12 protein-coding genes and 1 pseudogene are annotated in these 14858 nt (G+C 70.6%); 11 read left to right on the top strand and 2 right to left on the bottom strand.

Annotation, left to right across the window (positions count from 1 at the left end; all coding sequences use genetic code 11):
* Positions 1–77: 77 nt before the first annotated feature.
* The 8 genes and pseudogenes from recG (at position 78) to mutM (ending at position 7896) form a co-directional block, all read left to right on the top strand.
* Positions 78–2288 (top strand): ATP-dependent DNA helicase RecG, encoded by a 2211-nt coding sequence (gene recG, locus ACZ60E_RS28320; protein ID WP_469444090.1) that lies wholly within the window; start codon positions 78–80, stop codon positions 2286–2288.
* A gap of 341 nt (positions 2289–2629) precedes the next feature.
* Positions 2630–3226 (top strand): annotated as a pseudogene (gene rsmD / locus ACZ60E_RS28315) (16S rRNA (guanine(966)-N(2))-methyltransferase RsmD); the annotation flags it as partial.
* Between the two features lie 26 nt (positions 3227–3252).
* Positions 3253–3732 carry a pantetheine-phosphate adenylyltransferase gene (coaD, locus tag ACZ60E_RS28310; RefSeq protein ID WP_189775483.1) on the top strand — a complete coding sequence of 160 codons (480 nt, stop codon included), beginning with the start codon at positions 3253–3255 and terminating at the stop codon, positions 3730–3732.
* A 93-nt stretch (positions 3733–3825) separates the two neighbouring features.
* Entirely contained in the window at positions 3826–4920 is a 1095-nt protein-coding gene (locus tag ACZ60E_RS28305) for an ATP synthase F0 subunit B (protein WP_469444089.1), read from the top strand.
* Positions 4921–5080: 160 nt separating this feature from the next.
* A complete protein-coding gene (locus ACZ60E_RS28300) occupies positions 5081–5734 on the top strand; it encodes a YceD family protein (protein ID WP_469444087.1) in 654 nt (217 codons plus the stop codon).
* Positions 5735–5736: 2 nt separating this feature from the next.
* Positions 5737–5910 (top strand): 50S ribosomal protein L32, encoded by a 174-nt coding sequence (gene rpmF, locus ACZ60E_RS28295; RefSeq protein ID WP_006139588.1) that lies wholly within the window; start codon positions 5737–5739, stop codon positions 5908–5910.
* A 7-nt stretch (positions 5911–5917) separates the two neighbouring features.
* Complete coding sequence (gene rnc, locus ACZ60E_RS28290) at positions 5918–6793, top strand: ribonuclease III (protein WP_384816096.1); 876 nt, start codon at positions 5918–5920, stop codon at positions 6791–6793.
* Positions 6794–7035: 242 nt separating this feature from the next.
* A complete protein-coding gene (gene mutM, locus ACZ60E_RS28285) occupies positions 7036–7896 on the top strand; it encodes a bifunctional DNA-formamidopyrimidine glycosylase/DNA-(apurinic or apyrimidinic site) lyase (protein WP_384816099.1) in 861 nt (286 codons plus the stop codon).
* Here mutM and ACZ60E_RS28280 read toward each other — a convergent pair.
* Positions 7869–8267, bottom strand: coding sequence for a winged helix-turn-helix transcriptional regulator (locus ACZ60E_RS28280; RefSeq protein ID WP_469444083.1), 399 nt, complete (start codon positions 8265–8267; stop codon positions 7869–7871). The genes mutM and ACZ60E_RS28280 overlap by 28 nt on opposite strands.
* Positions 8268–8380: 113 nt before the next feature.
* Positions 8381–9535 carry a CAP domain-containing protein gene (locus ACZ60E_RS28275; RefSeq protein ID WP_469444082.1) on the bottom strand — a complete coding sequence of 385 codons (1155 nt, stop codon included), beginning with the start codon at positions 9533–9535 and terminating at the stop codon, positions 8381–8383.
* Between the two features lie 132 nt (positions 9536–9667).
* On the opposite strand from ACZ60E_RS28275, the gene ACZ60E_RS28270 reads away from it, so the two are divergent.
* The 3 genes from ACZ60E_RS28270 (at position 9668) to ACZ60E_RS28260 (ending at position 14550) form a co-directional block, all read left to right on the top strand.
* Positions 9668–9949: an acylphosphatase gene (locus ACZ60E_RS28270; RefSeq protein ID WP_107021912.1), complete on the top strand. Its 282-nt coding sequence runs from the start codon at positions 9668–9670 to the stop codon at positions 9947–9949.
* A 394-nt stretch (positions 9950–10343) separates the two neighbouring features.
* Positions 10344–10547: a hypothetical protein gene (locus ACZ60E_RS28265; RefSeq protein ID WP_107021972.1), complete on the top strand. Its 204-nt coding sequence runs from the start codon at positions 10344–10346 to the stop codon at positions 10545–10547.
* Positions 10548–10782: 235 nt separating this feature from the next.
* Positions 10783–14550 carry an AAA family ATPase gene (locus ACZ60E_RS28260; RefSeq protein ID WP_469444080.1) on the top strand — a complete coding sequence of 1256 codons (3768 nt, stop codon included), beginning with the start codon at positions 10783–10785 and terminating at the stop codon, positions 14548–14550.
* The last annotated feature ends 308 nt before the right edge of the window (positions 14551–14858 follow it).

Below are 14858 nucleotides of genomic sequence, written 5' to 3'. Positions count from 1 at the left end.
CATCCTAGGCCCGGAACGAGCCGTCTGACCAGGGGATTTCCAGTACGTATACGGCATTGTCAGTGGGGTGGTGTGCAATGGATCTCGTGCCCGCGCTCGAAGAACCACTGAAGAAGGTGCTCGGACCCGCCACCGCGAAGGTGATGGCCGAGCATCTCGGCCTGCACACCGTCGGCGACCTGCTGCACCACTACCCGCGCAGATACGAGGAGCGCGGGCAGCTCACGCACCTCGCCGACCTGCCCATGGACGAGCACGTGACGGTGGTCGCCCAGGTCGCCGACGCCCGCCTGCTCACCTTCGCCTCGGCCAAGGCACCCCGCGGCAAGGGCCAGCGCCTCGAAGTGACCATCACGGACGGCAGCGGCCGGCTCAAGCTGGTCTTCTTCGGCAACGGCGTGCACAAGCCCCACAAGGACCTCCTGCCCGGCACCCGCGCGCTGTTCTCCGGCAAGGTCTCCGTCTTCAACAGCCGCCTCCAGCTGGCCCATCCGGCGTACGAGCTGCTGCGCGGGGAGGACGCGGACGAGACCGTGGACACCTGGGCCGGAGCACTGATCCCGCTCTACCCCGCCACCGCCAAACTGGAGTCCTGGAAGATCGCCAAGGCCGTGCAGACGGTCCTGCCGAGCGCCCAGGAGGCCGTCGACCCGCTGCCCGGGCCGCTCCAGGAGGGCCGGGGCCTGGTCTCCCTGCCCGAGGCCCTGCTGAAGATCCACCGCCCGCACACCAAGGCGGACATCGAGGATGCCCGCGCCCGCCTCAAGTGGGACGAGGCCTTCGTCCTCCAGGTGGCCCTGGCCCGCCGCCGCCACGCGGACTCCCAACTGCCCGCGGTGGCGAGGAAACCCAAGCAGGACGGCCTGCTGACCGCCTTCGACGCGAAGCTCCCCTTCACGCTCACGGAAGGCCAGCAGAAGGTCTCCAAGGAGATCTTCGACGACCTGGCCACGGAACACCCGATGCACCGGCTGCTCCAGGGGGAGGTGGGCTCCGGAAAGACGATGGTGGCCCTGCGCGCCATGCTCGCCGTCGTCGACGCGGGCGGACAGGCCGCGATGCTCGCCCCCACCGAGGTGCTCGCCCAGCAGCACCACCGCTCGATCACCGAGATGATGGGGGAGCTGGCCGAGGGCGGCATGCTCGGCGGGGCCGAGGACTCCACGAAGGTGGTGCTGCTCACCGGCTCCATGGGCGCGGCCGGCCGCCGCAAGGCGCTGCTCGACCTGGTCACCGGCGAGGCGGGGCTCGTCATCGGTACGCACGCGCTGATCGAGGACAAGGTGCAGTTCCACGACCTGGGCCTGGTCGTCGTGGACGAACAGCACCGGTTCGGCGTGGAGCAGCGCGACGCCCTGCGCGGCAAGGGCAAACAGCCCCCGCACCTGCTGGTGATGACCGCCACGCCCATCCCGCGCACGGTCGCCATGACCGTCTTCGGCGACCTGGACACCTCGGTCCTCGACCAGCTCCCCGCCGGACGCTCGCCCATCGCCAGCCATGTCGTCCCGGCCGCGGACAAGCCCCATTTCCTCTCGCGCGCGTGGGAACGCGTGCGGGAGGAGGTGTCGAACGGCCATCAGGCGTACGTGGTCTGTCCCCGCATCGGCGACGAGGACGACGACCCGAAGAAGGCGAAGAAGAGGGCGTCGCCCGAGGACGACGCCGAGAAGAGGCCGCCCCTGGCCGTCCTCGAAGTCGCCGACCAGCTCGCCCGGGGCCCGCTCCAGGGCCTCAAGGTCGAGGTGCTGCACGGCAGGATGCCTCCGGACGACAAGGACGCCGTGATGCGGAGCTTCGCCGCCGGGGAGACCCATGTCCTCGTCGCCACGACGGTGATCGAGGTCGGGGTGAACGTGCCGAACGCGACCGCGATGGTGATCATGGACGCCGACCGGTTCGGTGTCTCCCAGCTCCACCAGTTGCGCGGCCGGGTCGGCCGTGGGTCCGCCGCGGGCCTGTGCCTGCTCGTCACCGAGATGCCGGAGGCGAGCCCGGCCCGCCAGCGGCTGAACTCGGTGGCGTCCACGCTCGACGGCTTCGAACTCTCCCGTATCGACCTCGAACAGCGGCGCGAGGGCGATGTTCTGGGCCAGGCGCAGTCCGGGGCCCGTACGTCGCTGCGGATGCTCGCCGTCATCGACGACGAGGAGATCATCGCCGAGGCCCGCGAGGAGGCGACGGCGGTGGTCGCCGCGGACCCGGACCTCGACGGTCTCCCCGGGCTGCGCACGGCACTCCAGGCGCTCCTGGACGAGGAGAGAGAGCAGTACCTGGACAAAGGCTGAGAGCGGCCGTCCCCCGGGGGCTGCGCCCCCGGACCCCCGCATCGGCCTGAACGGCCTCGTCCTCAAACGCCGGACGGGCTGAAAAACAGGGGCACAGCCCCGCCTTTCTCAGCCGGCCGAGACGAAAGGCACGGCGGAGCCGGCTTTTCAGGGGCGCGGGGAACTGCGCGACCGGCCCCCACCGGGCCCGCAGCTGACGGACAAGCCCGAGGGCAGGGGCGCAGCCCCGCCTCGTAGGGGCGCGGGGAACTGCGCGAGCAACCACGACGGACCCGCACCCGCCCACCGTGCGAAGGACCCCTCACCTGCCAGACTGACCCCGTGACCACCCCCTCCAGCAAGGACCCGCGATGACCCGCGTGATCGCCGGCACAGCAGGCGGACGCCGCCTCGCGGTCCCGCCCGGCACCGGCACAAGGCCCACTTCCGACCGCGCCCGCGAGGGTCTCTTCTCCACCTGGCAGTCCCTGCTCGGCGGGCCCCTGGACGGCGACCGCGTCCTCGACCTGTACGCAGGCTCGGGCGCCATCGGCCTGGAGGCACTGAGCCGCGGCGCAGGACACACCCTGCTCGTGGAGGCCGACGCCCGAGCCACCCGCACGATCCGCGAGAACGTGACATTGCTGGGCCTGCCGGGCGCCGAGGTGAGGTCCGGCAAAGCGGAACAGATCATCCGCACCGCCTCCCCGGAAGCCCCGTACGACCTCGTGTTCCTCGATCCGCCGTACGCGGTCACGGACGACGATCTTCGCGAGATCCTGCTCACACTCCGTGCGGGGGGCTGGCTCGCGGGCGAAGCGCTCGTCACCGTTGAACGCAGTACAAGGGGCGGCGAGTTCCGATGGCCGGACGGCTTCGACGCACTGCGCTCCCGTCGCTACGGCGAGGGAACGTTTTGGTACGGTCGCGCCGCCTCTACGTGTGAAGACGCACGATGACCGGACCGGAGAGCGAGGGATCTGAAGTGCGCCGTGCCGTCTGTCCCGGGTCGTTCGACCCGATTACCAACGGACATCTCGACATCATCGCCAGAGCCTCCAAGCTGTACGACGTCGTGCACGTCGCGGTGATGATCAATCAGTCCAAGAAGGGCCTCTTCGAGATCGAGGAGCGCATCGACCTGATCCGCCAGGTCACGGCGGAGTTCGGGAACGTGGAGGTGGAGTCCTTCCACGGCCTCCTCGTCGACTTCTGCAAGGAGCGCGACATCCCGGCCATCGTGAAGGGCCTGCGCGCGGTCAGCGACTTCGACTACGAGCTGCAGATGGCCCAGATGAACAACGGCCTCTCCGGCGTCGAGACCCTCTTCGTGCCGACCAACCCCACCTACAGCTTCCTCTCCTCCTCGCTGGTCAAGGAGGTCGCGACCTGGGGCGGAGACGTCTCCCACCTGGTCCCGCCGCTGGTCCTCGGAGCCCTCACGGAACGGCTCAAGAAGGACTGAGCAAGTCCGGCATCCGGTGTCGGACGGGGCGGGAGTGGTCGTACAGTCGAACCGTCCGTCTCCATCACAGCTGTAGAGAGTGGCGAGCACACGGTGGACGTGCAGAAGAAGCTCGATGAGATCGTCTCGACGGTCGGCAGCGCCCGTTCGATGCCCATGTCGGCCTCGTGCGTGGTCAACCGCGCCGAACTGCTCTCCCTGCTCGAAGAGGTACGCCAGGCGCTGCCCGGCTCTCTCGCCCAGGCCGAGGAGTTGATCGGCGGCCGTGAGCAGATGGTCGAGCAGGCCCGGCTGGAGGCCGAGCGGATCGTCGAGTCCGCGCACGCCGAGCGCGGTTCGCTGATCTCCGACACCGAGGTCGCCCGCCGCTCGCAGAACGAGGCCGACCGGATCCTGGCCGAGGCCCGCAAGGAGGCCGAGGACGTCCGCGCCGAGGCCGACGAGTACGTCGACTCCAAGCTCGCCAACTTCGAGGTCGTCCTCACCAAGACCCTCGGTTCGGTCGGCCGAGGCCGCGAGAAGCTGCTCGGCACCGGCCCCGGCACCGACGAGCAGGGGTACGAGGACGAGGACGCCCCCGAGCGCAGCCTCGACCCGGAGACCCTGCGCCACAACGCCGACCAGTACGTCGACGTCAAGCTCGGCGCCTTCGAGGCCGTCCTCGCCAAGACCCTGGACGCCGTCGGCCGCGGCCGGCAGAAGCTGCACGGCCGCATCGCCAGCGACGACCTGAGCGACCTGGGCGCCTTCGGCGAGGACGGGACGACCGGGCAGCACACCACCGACGCCGAGTACCTGGACGGCCTCGCGGAGATCCCCGAGCAGGCCGTCAGGCCCCGGGCCGCCGACCAGCCCCAGCCTCCGGCGGAGCTGCCGCACCAGCAGCAGTACGGACAGCAGGACGCGTACGCCTACCAGCAGCAGAGCGCCGACCCGTACGGCTACCAGCAACAGCAGTACGCGCAGCACGACGGGTACGGCTACCAGCAGAACGCCGACCCGTACGCCGCCTACCCGCAGCAGGGTTACGACCAGCAGACCGCGTACGACCAGAGCGGCCAGCAGCAGGCGTACGCCCAGGCTCCCCAGACGCCCCAGCCGCAGGAGAACGCGCTCGACGAGACCAGTCTCTTCGACACCACGATGATCAGCGCGGAGCAGCTGCGGGCGTACGAACAGGGGCGCTGACCACACGCCCCGGCGGGGCCCCGGGAGGGGCGCGGGCACCGGATTGGGCCGTGAGCGAAAGGTCCAGTATCCTGGCTCTTCGGTCGTGTGCACGTCCGCGATCACAGCTGCCCGGGAATCACCGAGGGCAGTACCCCGAGTTTCGAGATCGAAAGCAGGAATGGCTCTGAACGCCCGCCTCGACCACCGCAACCCTCTTGTGTTCGACACACACGAGCTGGGGCGGCGTCCCGGTGCGCTGCAGCGCCTGACCCGTGAGATCGACGCTCCCAAGGACCTCGGTCTGCAGGGAGTCATCGGAGTGCCGGAAGGCGCCCTGGTGAAGCTCGACCTCCGTCTTGAGTCGGTCATGGAAGGGGTGCTTGTCACAGGCACCGCCCATGCGCTGGCCAAGGGGGAGTGCGTAAGGTGTCTGGAGCCGGTCGAGCAGCAGCTCGAAACGGATTTCCAGGAGATGTTCTCGTACCCTGACGCCGACGACCGGGGCCGTGTGAAAGCGGAGCCGGCCGACGACGCCGAGGACGACGAGGACACGCTCTTCATCGAGGACGGCTTGTTCGACCTCGAACCCGTGCTGCGTGATGCGGTGGTGCTCGCACTGCCGATGCAGCCGGTGTGCCAGGACGACTGCCCGGGTCTGTGCTCCCAGTGTGGAGCCCGGCTCGCGGACGACCCGGACCACCATCATGACGCCGTCGACATCCGTTGGGCGGCACTGCAAGGACTCGCCGGTTCACTCGAAGATGGCGAGAAGGACGAGTTGGCCGGCGGCGCGCTTCCATCAGCGCCCGTCGACGAGAAGCAGGAGAAGTAGCCGTGGCTGTTCCGAAGCGGAAGATGTCGCGCAGCAACACGCGCCACCGCCGGTCGCAGTGGAAGGCTGCGGTCCCCACCCTGGTTGCGTGCGAGCGCTGCCACGAGCCCAAGCTGCAGCACATCGCGTGCCCTGCTTGTGGCACCTACAACAAGCGCCAGGTCCTCGAGGTCTGAGCGGCTGGTGAGAGGCACTGTGTCTAGCCCCAAGAAGGCGGACGACGCCAAGGCGGAAGTCGGCGCCAAGAAAAAGGCGGAGAACACAGCCTCGTCCCACACCCTTCTGGAAGGGCGGCTCGGGTACAAACTTGAGTCCGCCCTTCTGGTGCGTGCACTGACCCACCGTTCGTACGCGTACGAGAACGGCGGTCTGCCGACCAATGAGCGTCTGGAGTTCCTCGGGGACTCCGTACTCGGCCTCGTGGTCACGGACACGCTGTACACCACCCACCCCGACCTGCCCGAAGGCCAGCTGGCCAAGTTGCGGGCCGCGGTGGTCAACTCGCGTGCGCTTGCGGAGGTGGGCCGTGAGCTCGACCTCGGCTCCTTCATCCGGCTCGGCCGGGGCGAAGAGGGCACAGGTGGCCGGGACAAGGCTTCCATCCTCGCCGACACCCTTGAAGCGGTGATCGGCGCTGTCTATCTCGACCAGGGTCTGGGTGCGGCGGGCGAACTCGTCCACCGTCTCTTCGATCCCCTGATCGAGAAATCCTCGAATCTGGGTGCGGGCCTGGACTGGAAGACCAGTCTCCAGGAACTCACGGCGACCGAGGGGCTCGGGGTTCCCGAGTACCTGGTCACCGAGACCGGCCCCGATCATGAGAAGACCTTCACTGCTGCTGCCCGCGTCGGAGGCGTCTCGTACGGCACCGGCACCGGCCGCAGCAAGAAGGAGGCGGAGCAGCAGGCCGCGGAGTCCGCCTGGCGGGCCATCCGCGCCGCCGCGGACGAACGTGCCGCGGCAGCCGCCACCGCCGAACCGGAGGCCCCGACGGCCGCGGTCGCGGAGGAGACGCCCGACGCCTCCTCCCCGCCCACGACCGACCCGGCCTCAGCCTGACCCACCCCTTCGCCCGCCCCCGACGAACGGGGGCGGGCGAAGTCTTTTCCCCTCCGGGGGCTCTGGGAACGATCTGGGGCCGCGGGGAACGGCGCAGTCTTTGGCCTTCGCCCCCACACCCTCAGGGGCGCGGGGAACGGCGCAATCGTGAGCCTCCCGCCTCCCAGGAGCGCGGGGGAACGGCGCAACCAGCCCCACCCACCCGCACCCGAACATGGAACCGCCCCCCTCCGGAGGAGCCCGTGCCAGAACTGCCCGAGGTCGAGGTCGTACGGCGAGGCCTGGAACGCTGGGTGAGCGGCCGAACCGTCGCGGACACCCAGGTCCTGCACCCCCGAGCCGTCCGCCGCCACATCGCAGGCGGCGAGGACTTCGGCGCCCGCCTCAAAGGGCACCGCATCGGACTGGTCCAGCGCCGCGGCAAGTACCTCTGGCTGCCGCTCGCGGACTCCGAGACCGCCGTGCTCGCCCACCTCGGCATGAGCGGCCAGCTCCTCGTCCAGCCGCAGGACGCGGCGGACGAGAAGCACCTGCGCATCCGCGTCCGGTTCGAGGACGACCTCGGCACGGAACTCCGCTTCGTCGACCAGCGCACCTTCGGCGGGCTCTCCCTGCACGAGACCTCGCCCGACGGACTCCCCGACGTCATCGCGCACATCGCGCGCGACCCCCTGGACCCGCTGTTCGACGACGACGCGTTCCACGACGCGCTGCGCCGCCGGCGTACGACCGTCAAACGCGCCCTGCTCGACCAGTCGTTGATCAGCGGCGTCGGCAACATCTACGCGGACGAGGCACTGTGGCGTGCGCGGCTCCACTACGAACGCCCCACCACCGGGTTCACGCGCCCGCGCACGGCCGAACTCCTGGGCCACGTACGGGATGTGATGAACGCGGCGCTCGCCGTCGGTGGCACCAGCTTCGACAGCCTCTACGTCAACGTGAACGGCGAGTCGGGTTACTTCGACCGCTCACTCGACGCGTACGGACGTGAGGGCGAGCCGTGTCGGCGATGCGGCACCGCGATGCGGCGCAGGCCCTGGATGAACAGGTCCAGCTACTTCTGCCCGCGCTGTCAGCGTCCGCCGCGCGCGGTGTCGTAGCGCTCGCGCGCCTCCAGGACGTCGTCCATGCGCCCCTCCACGAAGTGGATGAGGGCCAGCAGCCGTTCGGCGATCTCGCGTCCCAGCGGCGTCAGCTCGTAGTCCACCCGCGGCGGGTTCGTCGGCTGTGCGTCGCGGTGCACCAGCCCGTCGCGCTCCAGCGCGTGCAGGGTCTGGGAGAGCATCTTCTCGCTCACGCCGTCGACGCGCCGGCGCAGTTCGTTGAAGCGGAGCGATCCCTCGGGCAGCGCTGCCAGTGCCCCCAGCGTGAGCGCGCCCCAGCGTCCCGTGACGTGCTCCAGAGTGCCCCTGGAAGGGCACGCCCTGGAGAACACGTCGTACGCGAGGTCCGGCGTCTCGGTGAGGTCCACCTCGTGAGCGTACTCCGATGCAGCGCTCACCAGAAGTGGGCACTGACCAGAGGTGAGCACTAACCGGAAGCGGGCACTAACCAGTGGTTAGTGCCCGCTTCCGTCTGTTCCGGCTAGTAGCCGAAGTCCTGCGTCCACCAGGGGCCGCCCGACGCGAAGTGCGCGCCGACGCCCAGGGTCTTGAAGTCGCAGTTCAGGATGTTCGCGCGGTGGCCGGGGCTGTTCATCCAGGCCTCCATCACCGCGGCGGCGTCGGCCTGTCCGCGGGCGATGTTCTCGCCGCCCAGGTTCGCTATGCCGAGCTTCTCCGCCCGGTCCCAGGGGGAGGCCCCGTCCGGGTCCGTGTGGTCGAAGAAGTCGCGTGCGGCCATGTCCTCGCTGAAGGACTCGGCCAGCGCGGCCAGGGAGCTGGACGCGGTCACCGGGCTGCAGCCCGCCTTGGCCCGCTCGTCGTTGACCAGCGAGAGGACGGTGGCCTCGGCCGTGGACGGTGTGGACGCGGCCTTCGACGGAGTCGTCTCGGGAGCCTTCGTCACCGGAGCCTTCGCGGCCGGCTCCTCCGTCTTCGACTCCTCGGTGGCCGGGGCCTTCGTCGACGGCTTCGCGGAAGGCTTCTTCGCGGCCTTCTCCGGAGCCTTCGTCGGGGAGACCGACGGAGAGGGGGAGCGTTCCAGGTCGCGGCTCGTGCCCGGGTCGACGCGGTCGTCCGCGGACCCGTTCGTGCCGCCCTGGGTCTCCACGTCGCTCGGGGTGTCCTGGGCGCGCACCTTGTCCGCGCCGCCCCCTATGGAGAGGGAGTCGCTGCCCGGTATCACCCCGGAGGCGACGGCGACGGCACCCATCGCGACGGCGGCCGAGACGCCGAGCAGACCGGTGCGTACGGGCGTCGCGCCCTTCCTGCGGCGGCGCTGGCCCCCTCGCCGGGCACCCCGGTCAGGGGTGTAGTCGCCCGACCCGTGGCCGACGGGCTCGTCGTCGGTGAAGAGGTAGGCGTCGCTCTTCGAGTAGAGGTCGCCCGTCTCGTGGATACCGCCGGGCGAGTCGTACATGCCGGCGGTCGAGTACGGGCCGCCCGTCAGGTAGTCCCCGGCGGTGCGGTGGTCGCCCGCGGTGGCGTAGTCGCCCAGGCTCGGGTAGTCGCTCAGGCTCGCGTACCGGCTCGCGTCATCCGTCGCGTGGCCGCCCGTGTACGTCTCGTACGTGTCTGTGCCCCCGGCGGCGCGGCCTGTGGCGGCGCGGCCGGCGGCGGAGCGTCGGTGGCGTCCCATCTTTTGGCCTTCCCTCATCCTTGCGGTCAACGTTCCTCACCCGAACGAGTGAGGCTCATTGGGTCGGGACGGTACCCCATGGCGCAAGGGGAGGAAGTGCTCCGAGAGCAATTGGCCGGTTAGCGTGCAGCCATGAGCGAGCATACGAGGCTGGTTGCGTGGGTACGCGGGCGCGTGCAAGGCGTGGGTTTCCGCTGGTACACGCGAGCCAGGGCCCTGGAGATCGGCGGCCTGAGTGGTTTTGCTCTCAATTTGGAGGACGGACGGGTCCAGGTGGTCGCGGAGGGCCCCCGCGAGGGGTGTCAGGGGTTGCTGGAGTGGCTCACGGGAGACGACACGCCGGGCAGGGTCGACGGAGTCACTGAGATCTGGGACACGCCCCGTGGCGGCTACGACGGCTTCGCCATCCGGTGAGATCCACTCCGAGACGACGGCCGCGGCCCCCTCCGAGGCGAGCGCGGGGCGTGCGCCGGGTGCCTGCTCCGGAGGGAAAGCACCAGGTGGTTGCCAAGAAAGCACCACTCGTGGCAGGCTCCCGTGGCAAGGATGATCTCGTCGCCCCAGGGGTCCCTGCGCAGAGGCAGCGCCGCCCGGTCCCGGGCCGCGCGCCGAGGGTTGCCCGCCAATACGGGGCGTGATCGTGTTGACCGTCAAACTTTTTGGTGAGACGCTGAAAGTCCCCGCGCACCTTAGCTGTTTGGCATGTAAGAGCGGCAGCAAGAACACAAGATCGCCAAGCATCGCGGGTGCGATTCCCTCACGACCCACACCGCTTCGGTCGGTCACTCAGTGTGGAGGACCATCCATCATGGCAAAGGCGCTTCTCGGTTACGTCGGCGGCTCCGACCCGCGACTCATTGCCGAGATGCGACGGCTCCAGCAGCGCGTCCAGGACCTGGAATCCGAGCTCGGACGAATCCAGGCCGAGAACGACGCGCTCGCGGCTGCCGCTTCTCACGACTCGCTTCTCGAAAGCATCGACGTACCCCAGGCGGAGCCTGCGCTCACCTGATCGCTGAAGAGCACCCTCACCACCACCAGTGAACAGGCTGACTGTGTCAGCCGCTAACAGAGTTGCAAGGGACGCTTCGGCGTCCCTTCTTTCTTTCCCCCGGTACTCCATCGCTGATCGCTCGCTGTTCACCCTCTTTAACGTCTGGTGTGCCCTGCACGTTCATGGGTGAAACCGAGCGTTCGTGGAGTGAGACCGACCATTTCGACCGACCCGGAAGGTAAAGTCCGGCTGCGTGCACCTCAAGGCTCTGACCCTGCGCGGGTTCAAATCGTTCGCCTCGGCCACCACGCTGCGGTTCGAGCCGGGTATCACCTGCGTCGTGGGGCCCAACGGCTCCGGCAAGTCCAATGTCGTGGACGCCCTCAGCTGGGTCATGGGGGAGCAGGGCGCCAAGTCGCTGCGCGGCGGCAAGATGGAGGACGTCATCTTCGCCGGCACCACCGGGCGGCCCCCGCTCGGCCGTGCCGAGGTCTCGCTGACGATCGACAACTCCGACGGCGCGCTGCCCATCGAGTACGCCGAGGTCACCATCACGCGGATCATGTTCCGCAACGGCGGCAGCGAGTACCAGATCAACGGCGACACCTGCCGACTGCTGGACATCCAGGAGCTGTTGTCCGACTCCGGCATCGGCCGCGAGATGCACGTCATCGTCGGACAGGGCCAGCTCGACTCCGTCCTGCACGCCGATCCGATGGGCCGCCGCGCCTTCATCGAGGAGGCCGCGGGCGTCCTCAAGCACCGCAAGCGCAAGGAGAAGGCGCTGCGGAAGCTGGACGCGATGCAGGCCAACCTCGCGCGCGTGCAGGACCTCACGGACGAGCTGCGGCGGCAGTTGAAGCCGCTCGGCAGGCAGGCCGCCGTCGCACGCCGGGCCGCCGTCATCCAGGCCGACCTCCGGGACGCCCGGCTGCGGCTGCTCGCCGACGATCTCGTACGGCTGCGGGGGGCGCTCCAGGCCGAGGTCGCCGACGAGGCCGCGCTCAAGGAGCGCAAGGAGGCCGCCGAGGCCGAGCTGCGCAGGGCCCTCCAGCGGGAGGCGACGCTGGAGGACGAGGTGCGTCGGCTCGCCCCGCGGCTGCAGCGCGCCCAGCAGACCTGGTACGAGCTGTCGCAGCTGGCCGAGCGGGTGCGCGGCACGGTCTCGCTGGCGGACGCCCGGGTGAAGAGCGCCACCGCCCAGCCGCCTGAGGAGCGGCGCGGACGCGACCCCGAGGACATGGAGCGCGAGGCCGCGCGGGTACGGGAGCAGGAGGCCGAACTCGAAGCGGCCCTGGAGGCCGCCGAGCACGCCCTGGAGGACACGGTCGCCCACCGGGCCGACCTGGAGCGCGAACTGGCGGTGGAGGAACGGCGGCTGAAGGACGTGGCCCGGGCCATCGCCGACCGCCGCGAGGGGCTGGCCCGGCTGAGCGGCCAGGTCAACGCGGCCCGTTCACGCGCCGCCTCCGCCCAGTCCGAGATCGACCGGCTCGCCGCCGCCCGCGACGAGGCGCAGGACCGCGCGGTCGCCGCCCAGGAGGAGTACGAGCAGCTCAAGGCGGAGGTCGACGGGCTGGACGCGGGCGACGAGGAACTCGCCGAACAGCACGAGGCGGCCAGGCGGGACCTCGCCGACGCCGAGTCCGCGCTGACCGCGGCCCGTGAGGCGGCCACCTCCGCCGAACGCAGGCGCGCGGCCACCCAGGCCCGGCGCGACGCACTCGCCCTGGGCCTGCGCCGCAAGGACGGCACCGGGGCGCTGCTCGCGGCGAAGGACCGGCTGTCGGGCCTGCTCGGCCCCGCTGCCGAACTGCTCACGGTCACCCCGGGCCACGAGGTGGCACTGGCGGCGGCCTTCGGCGCGGCGGCGGACGCGATCGCGGTGACCACCCCCGCCTCGGCGGCGGAGGCCATCCGCCTGCTCCGCAAACAGGACGCGGGCCGGGCGGCGCTGCTGCTGGCGGGCGCACCGGAGCCGACACCCACCGCGGAACCGACGCCCACCCCGGAGCACACCCCGACGCCCACCCCGGAGGCGGCGGCCTTCGTTGCCGGAGACCCCCGGCCCGTGACGGCTCCCGGCGGCACGTCCGCGACGGGCGATGCCACCGACGGCGGGGACGGGGACGGGGACAGGGAGGGGGAGGGGAGCGGTCCGGCCGGCCACGCCGATTCCCTCGGCACAGGCCACGAACACCCCCGGACGCCCCCCGGCAACCCCCCGTACGCCGCCGATCTCGTCCGTGCGCCCTCCGAACTCATGCCTGCCGTACGGCGGCTGCTGCGGGGGATCGTCGTGGTGGGCACCCTGGAGGACGCCGAGGACCTGGTCTACGCGCGGCCCGAGCTGACCGCCGTGACCGCCGAGGGGGATCTGCTCGGGGCGCACTTCGCGCAGGGCGGTTCCGCCGGGGCGCCGAGTCTGCTCGAAGTGCAGGCGTCGGTCGACGAGGCGGCGGCCGAGCTGGAGGAGTTGGGCGTGCTGTGCGAGGAGTTGGGCGCGGCCCAGCGGCACGCCACCGAGCTGCGCAGGGAACGGACCGCTCTGGTCGAGGAGTTGGGCGAGCGGCGGCGCGCCGGGGAGCGGGAGAGGTCCCAGGTCGCGCAGCAGCTCGGGCGGCTGGCCGGGCAGGCGCGGGGTGCCGTGGGAGAGGCCGAGCGGAGCACCGCCGCGGCCACCCGTGCGCAGGACGCGCTCGACCGGGCCGTGGAGGAGGCGGAGGAACTGGCCGAACGGCTCGTCGTCGCCGAGGAGATGCCGGTCGAGGAGGAGCCCGACACCTCCGTACGGGACCGGCTCGCGGCCGACGGGGCCAACGCGCGGCAGACCGAGATGGAGGCCCGGCTCCAGGTGCGTACGCACGAGGAACGGGTCAAGGGGCTCGCCGGGCGGGCCGACTCGCTCGACCGGGCCGCGCGCGCCGAACGCGAGGCGCGGGCCCGCGCGGAGCAGCGCCGGGCGCGGCTGCGGCACGAGGCCGCGGTCGCCGGGGCGGTCGCCTCCGGCGCCCGGCAGCTGCTCGCGCACGTCGAGGTCTCGCTCGCCCGCGCGGACGAGGAGCGTACGGCCGCGGAGAGCGCCAAGGCGCGCCGGGAGCAGGATCTCGTCGTCGCCCGCAACCAGGGCCGCGATCTCAAGGCCGAGCTGGACAAGCTCACGGACTCGGTGCACCGCGGCGAGGTGCTCGGGGCCGAGAAGCGGCTGCGGATCGAGCAGCTGGAGGCGAAGGCGCTGGAGGAGCTGGGCGTCGAACCGGCGGGCCTGGTCGCGGACTTCGGGCCCACCCAGCCCGTCCCGCCCTCCCTGCCCGCCGAGGGCGAGGAACTGCCGGACGACCCGGAGCATCCGCGCAACCAGCCGCGCCCCTTCCACCGGTCCGAGCAGGAGAAGCGGCTCAAGGCGGCCGAGCGGGCCTACCAGCAGCTCGGGAAGGTCAATCCGCTGGCGCTGGAGGAGTTCGCCGCGCTGGAGGAGCGCCACAAGTTCCTCAGCGAGCAGCTGGAGGACCTCAAGAAGACGCGTATCGATCTCCTCCAGGTGGTGAAGGAGGTCGATGAGCGGGTCGAGCAGGTCTTCAGCGAGGCGTTCCGGGACACGGCGCGGGAGTTCGAAGGGGTCTTCGGGCGGCTGTTCCCGGGCGGCGACGGACGGCTGATCCTGACCGATCCCGACAACATGCTCACCACGGGCGTCGATGTCGAGGCCCGGCCGCCCGGCAAGAAGGTCAAGCGGCTCTCGCTGCTGTCCGGCGGTGAGCGGTCGCTGACCGCCGTCGCGATGCTCGTGGCGATCTTCAAGGCACGGCCCAGCCCGTTCTACGTGATGGACGAGGTCGAGGCGGCGCTCGACGACACCAACCTGCAGCGGCTGATCGGGATCATGCGGGAGCTGCAGGAGGCCTCCCAGCTGATCGTGATCACGCACCAGAAGCGGACGATGGAGGTCGCCGACGCGCTGTACGGCGTCTCCATGCAGGGCGACGGAGTGTCGAAGGTCATCAGCCAGCGACTGCGCTGACCCGCGCCCCGGCCGACAGCCCCACCTCGGCCGGCACGTCCCTCACGGCCGGTACGTCCGCCCAAGCCGGTCCCGCGCCCCGTCCGGTACCCCGCCCCGTCCGGCACCCGCGCGGCCCTCGCCCGAACGGCGGTACCGGTCGTGCCGGGCGCCGGAGAACAGCCGTACGCGACCGGCGGCGGTTGTGGCGTTCCCCGCGCCGCTTACGGGGTATCCGTAGCTACGTAGCCCCTTTCTCTTCAAGTCTTGAACGCTAATCCGTCACATGGAGTGGTTTCTCGGTGCCTGCTCTCCACGGGACCCCCTTT

Source organism: Streptomyces sp. NPDC102514 (assembly GCF_055584525.1).
This window is presented reverse-complemented; position numbering and strand designations above follow the sequence as displayed.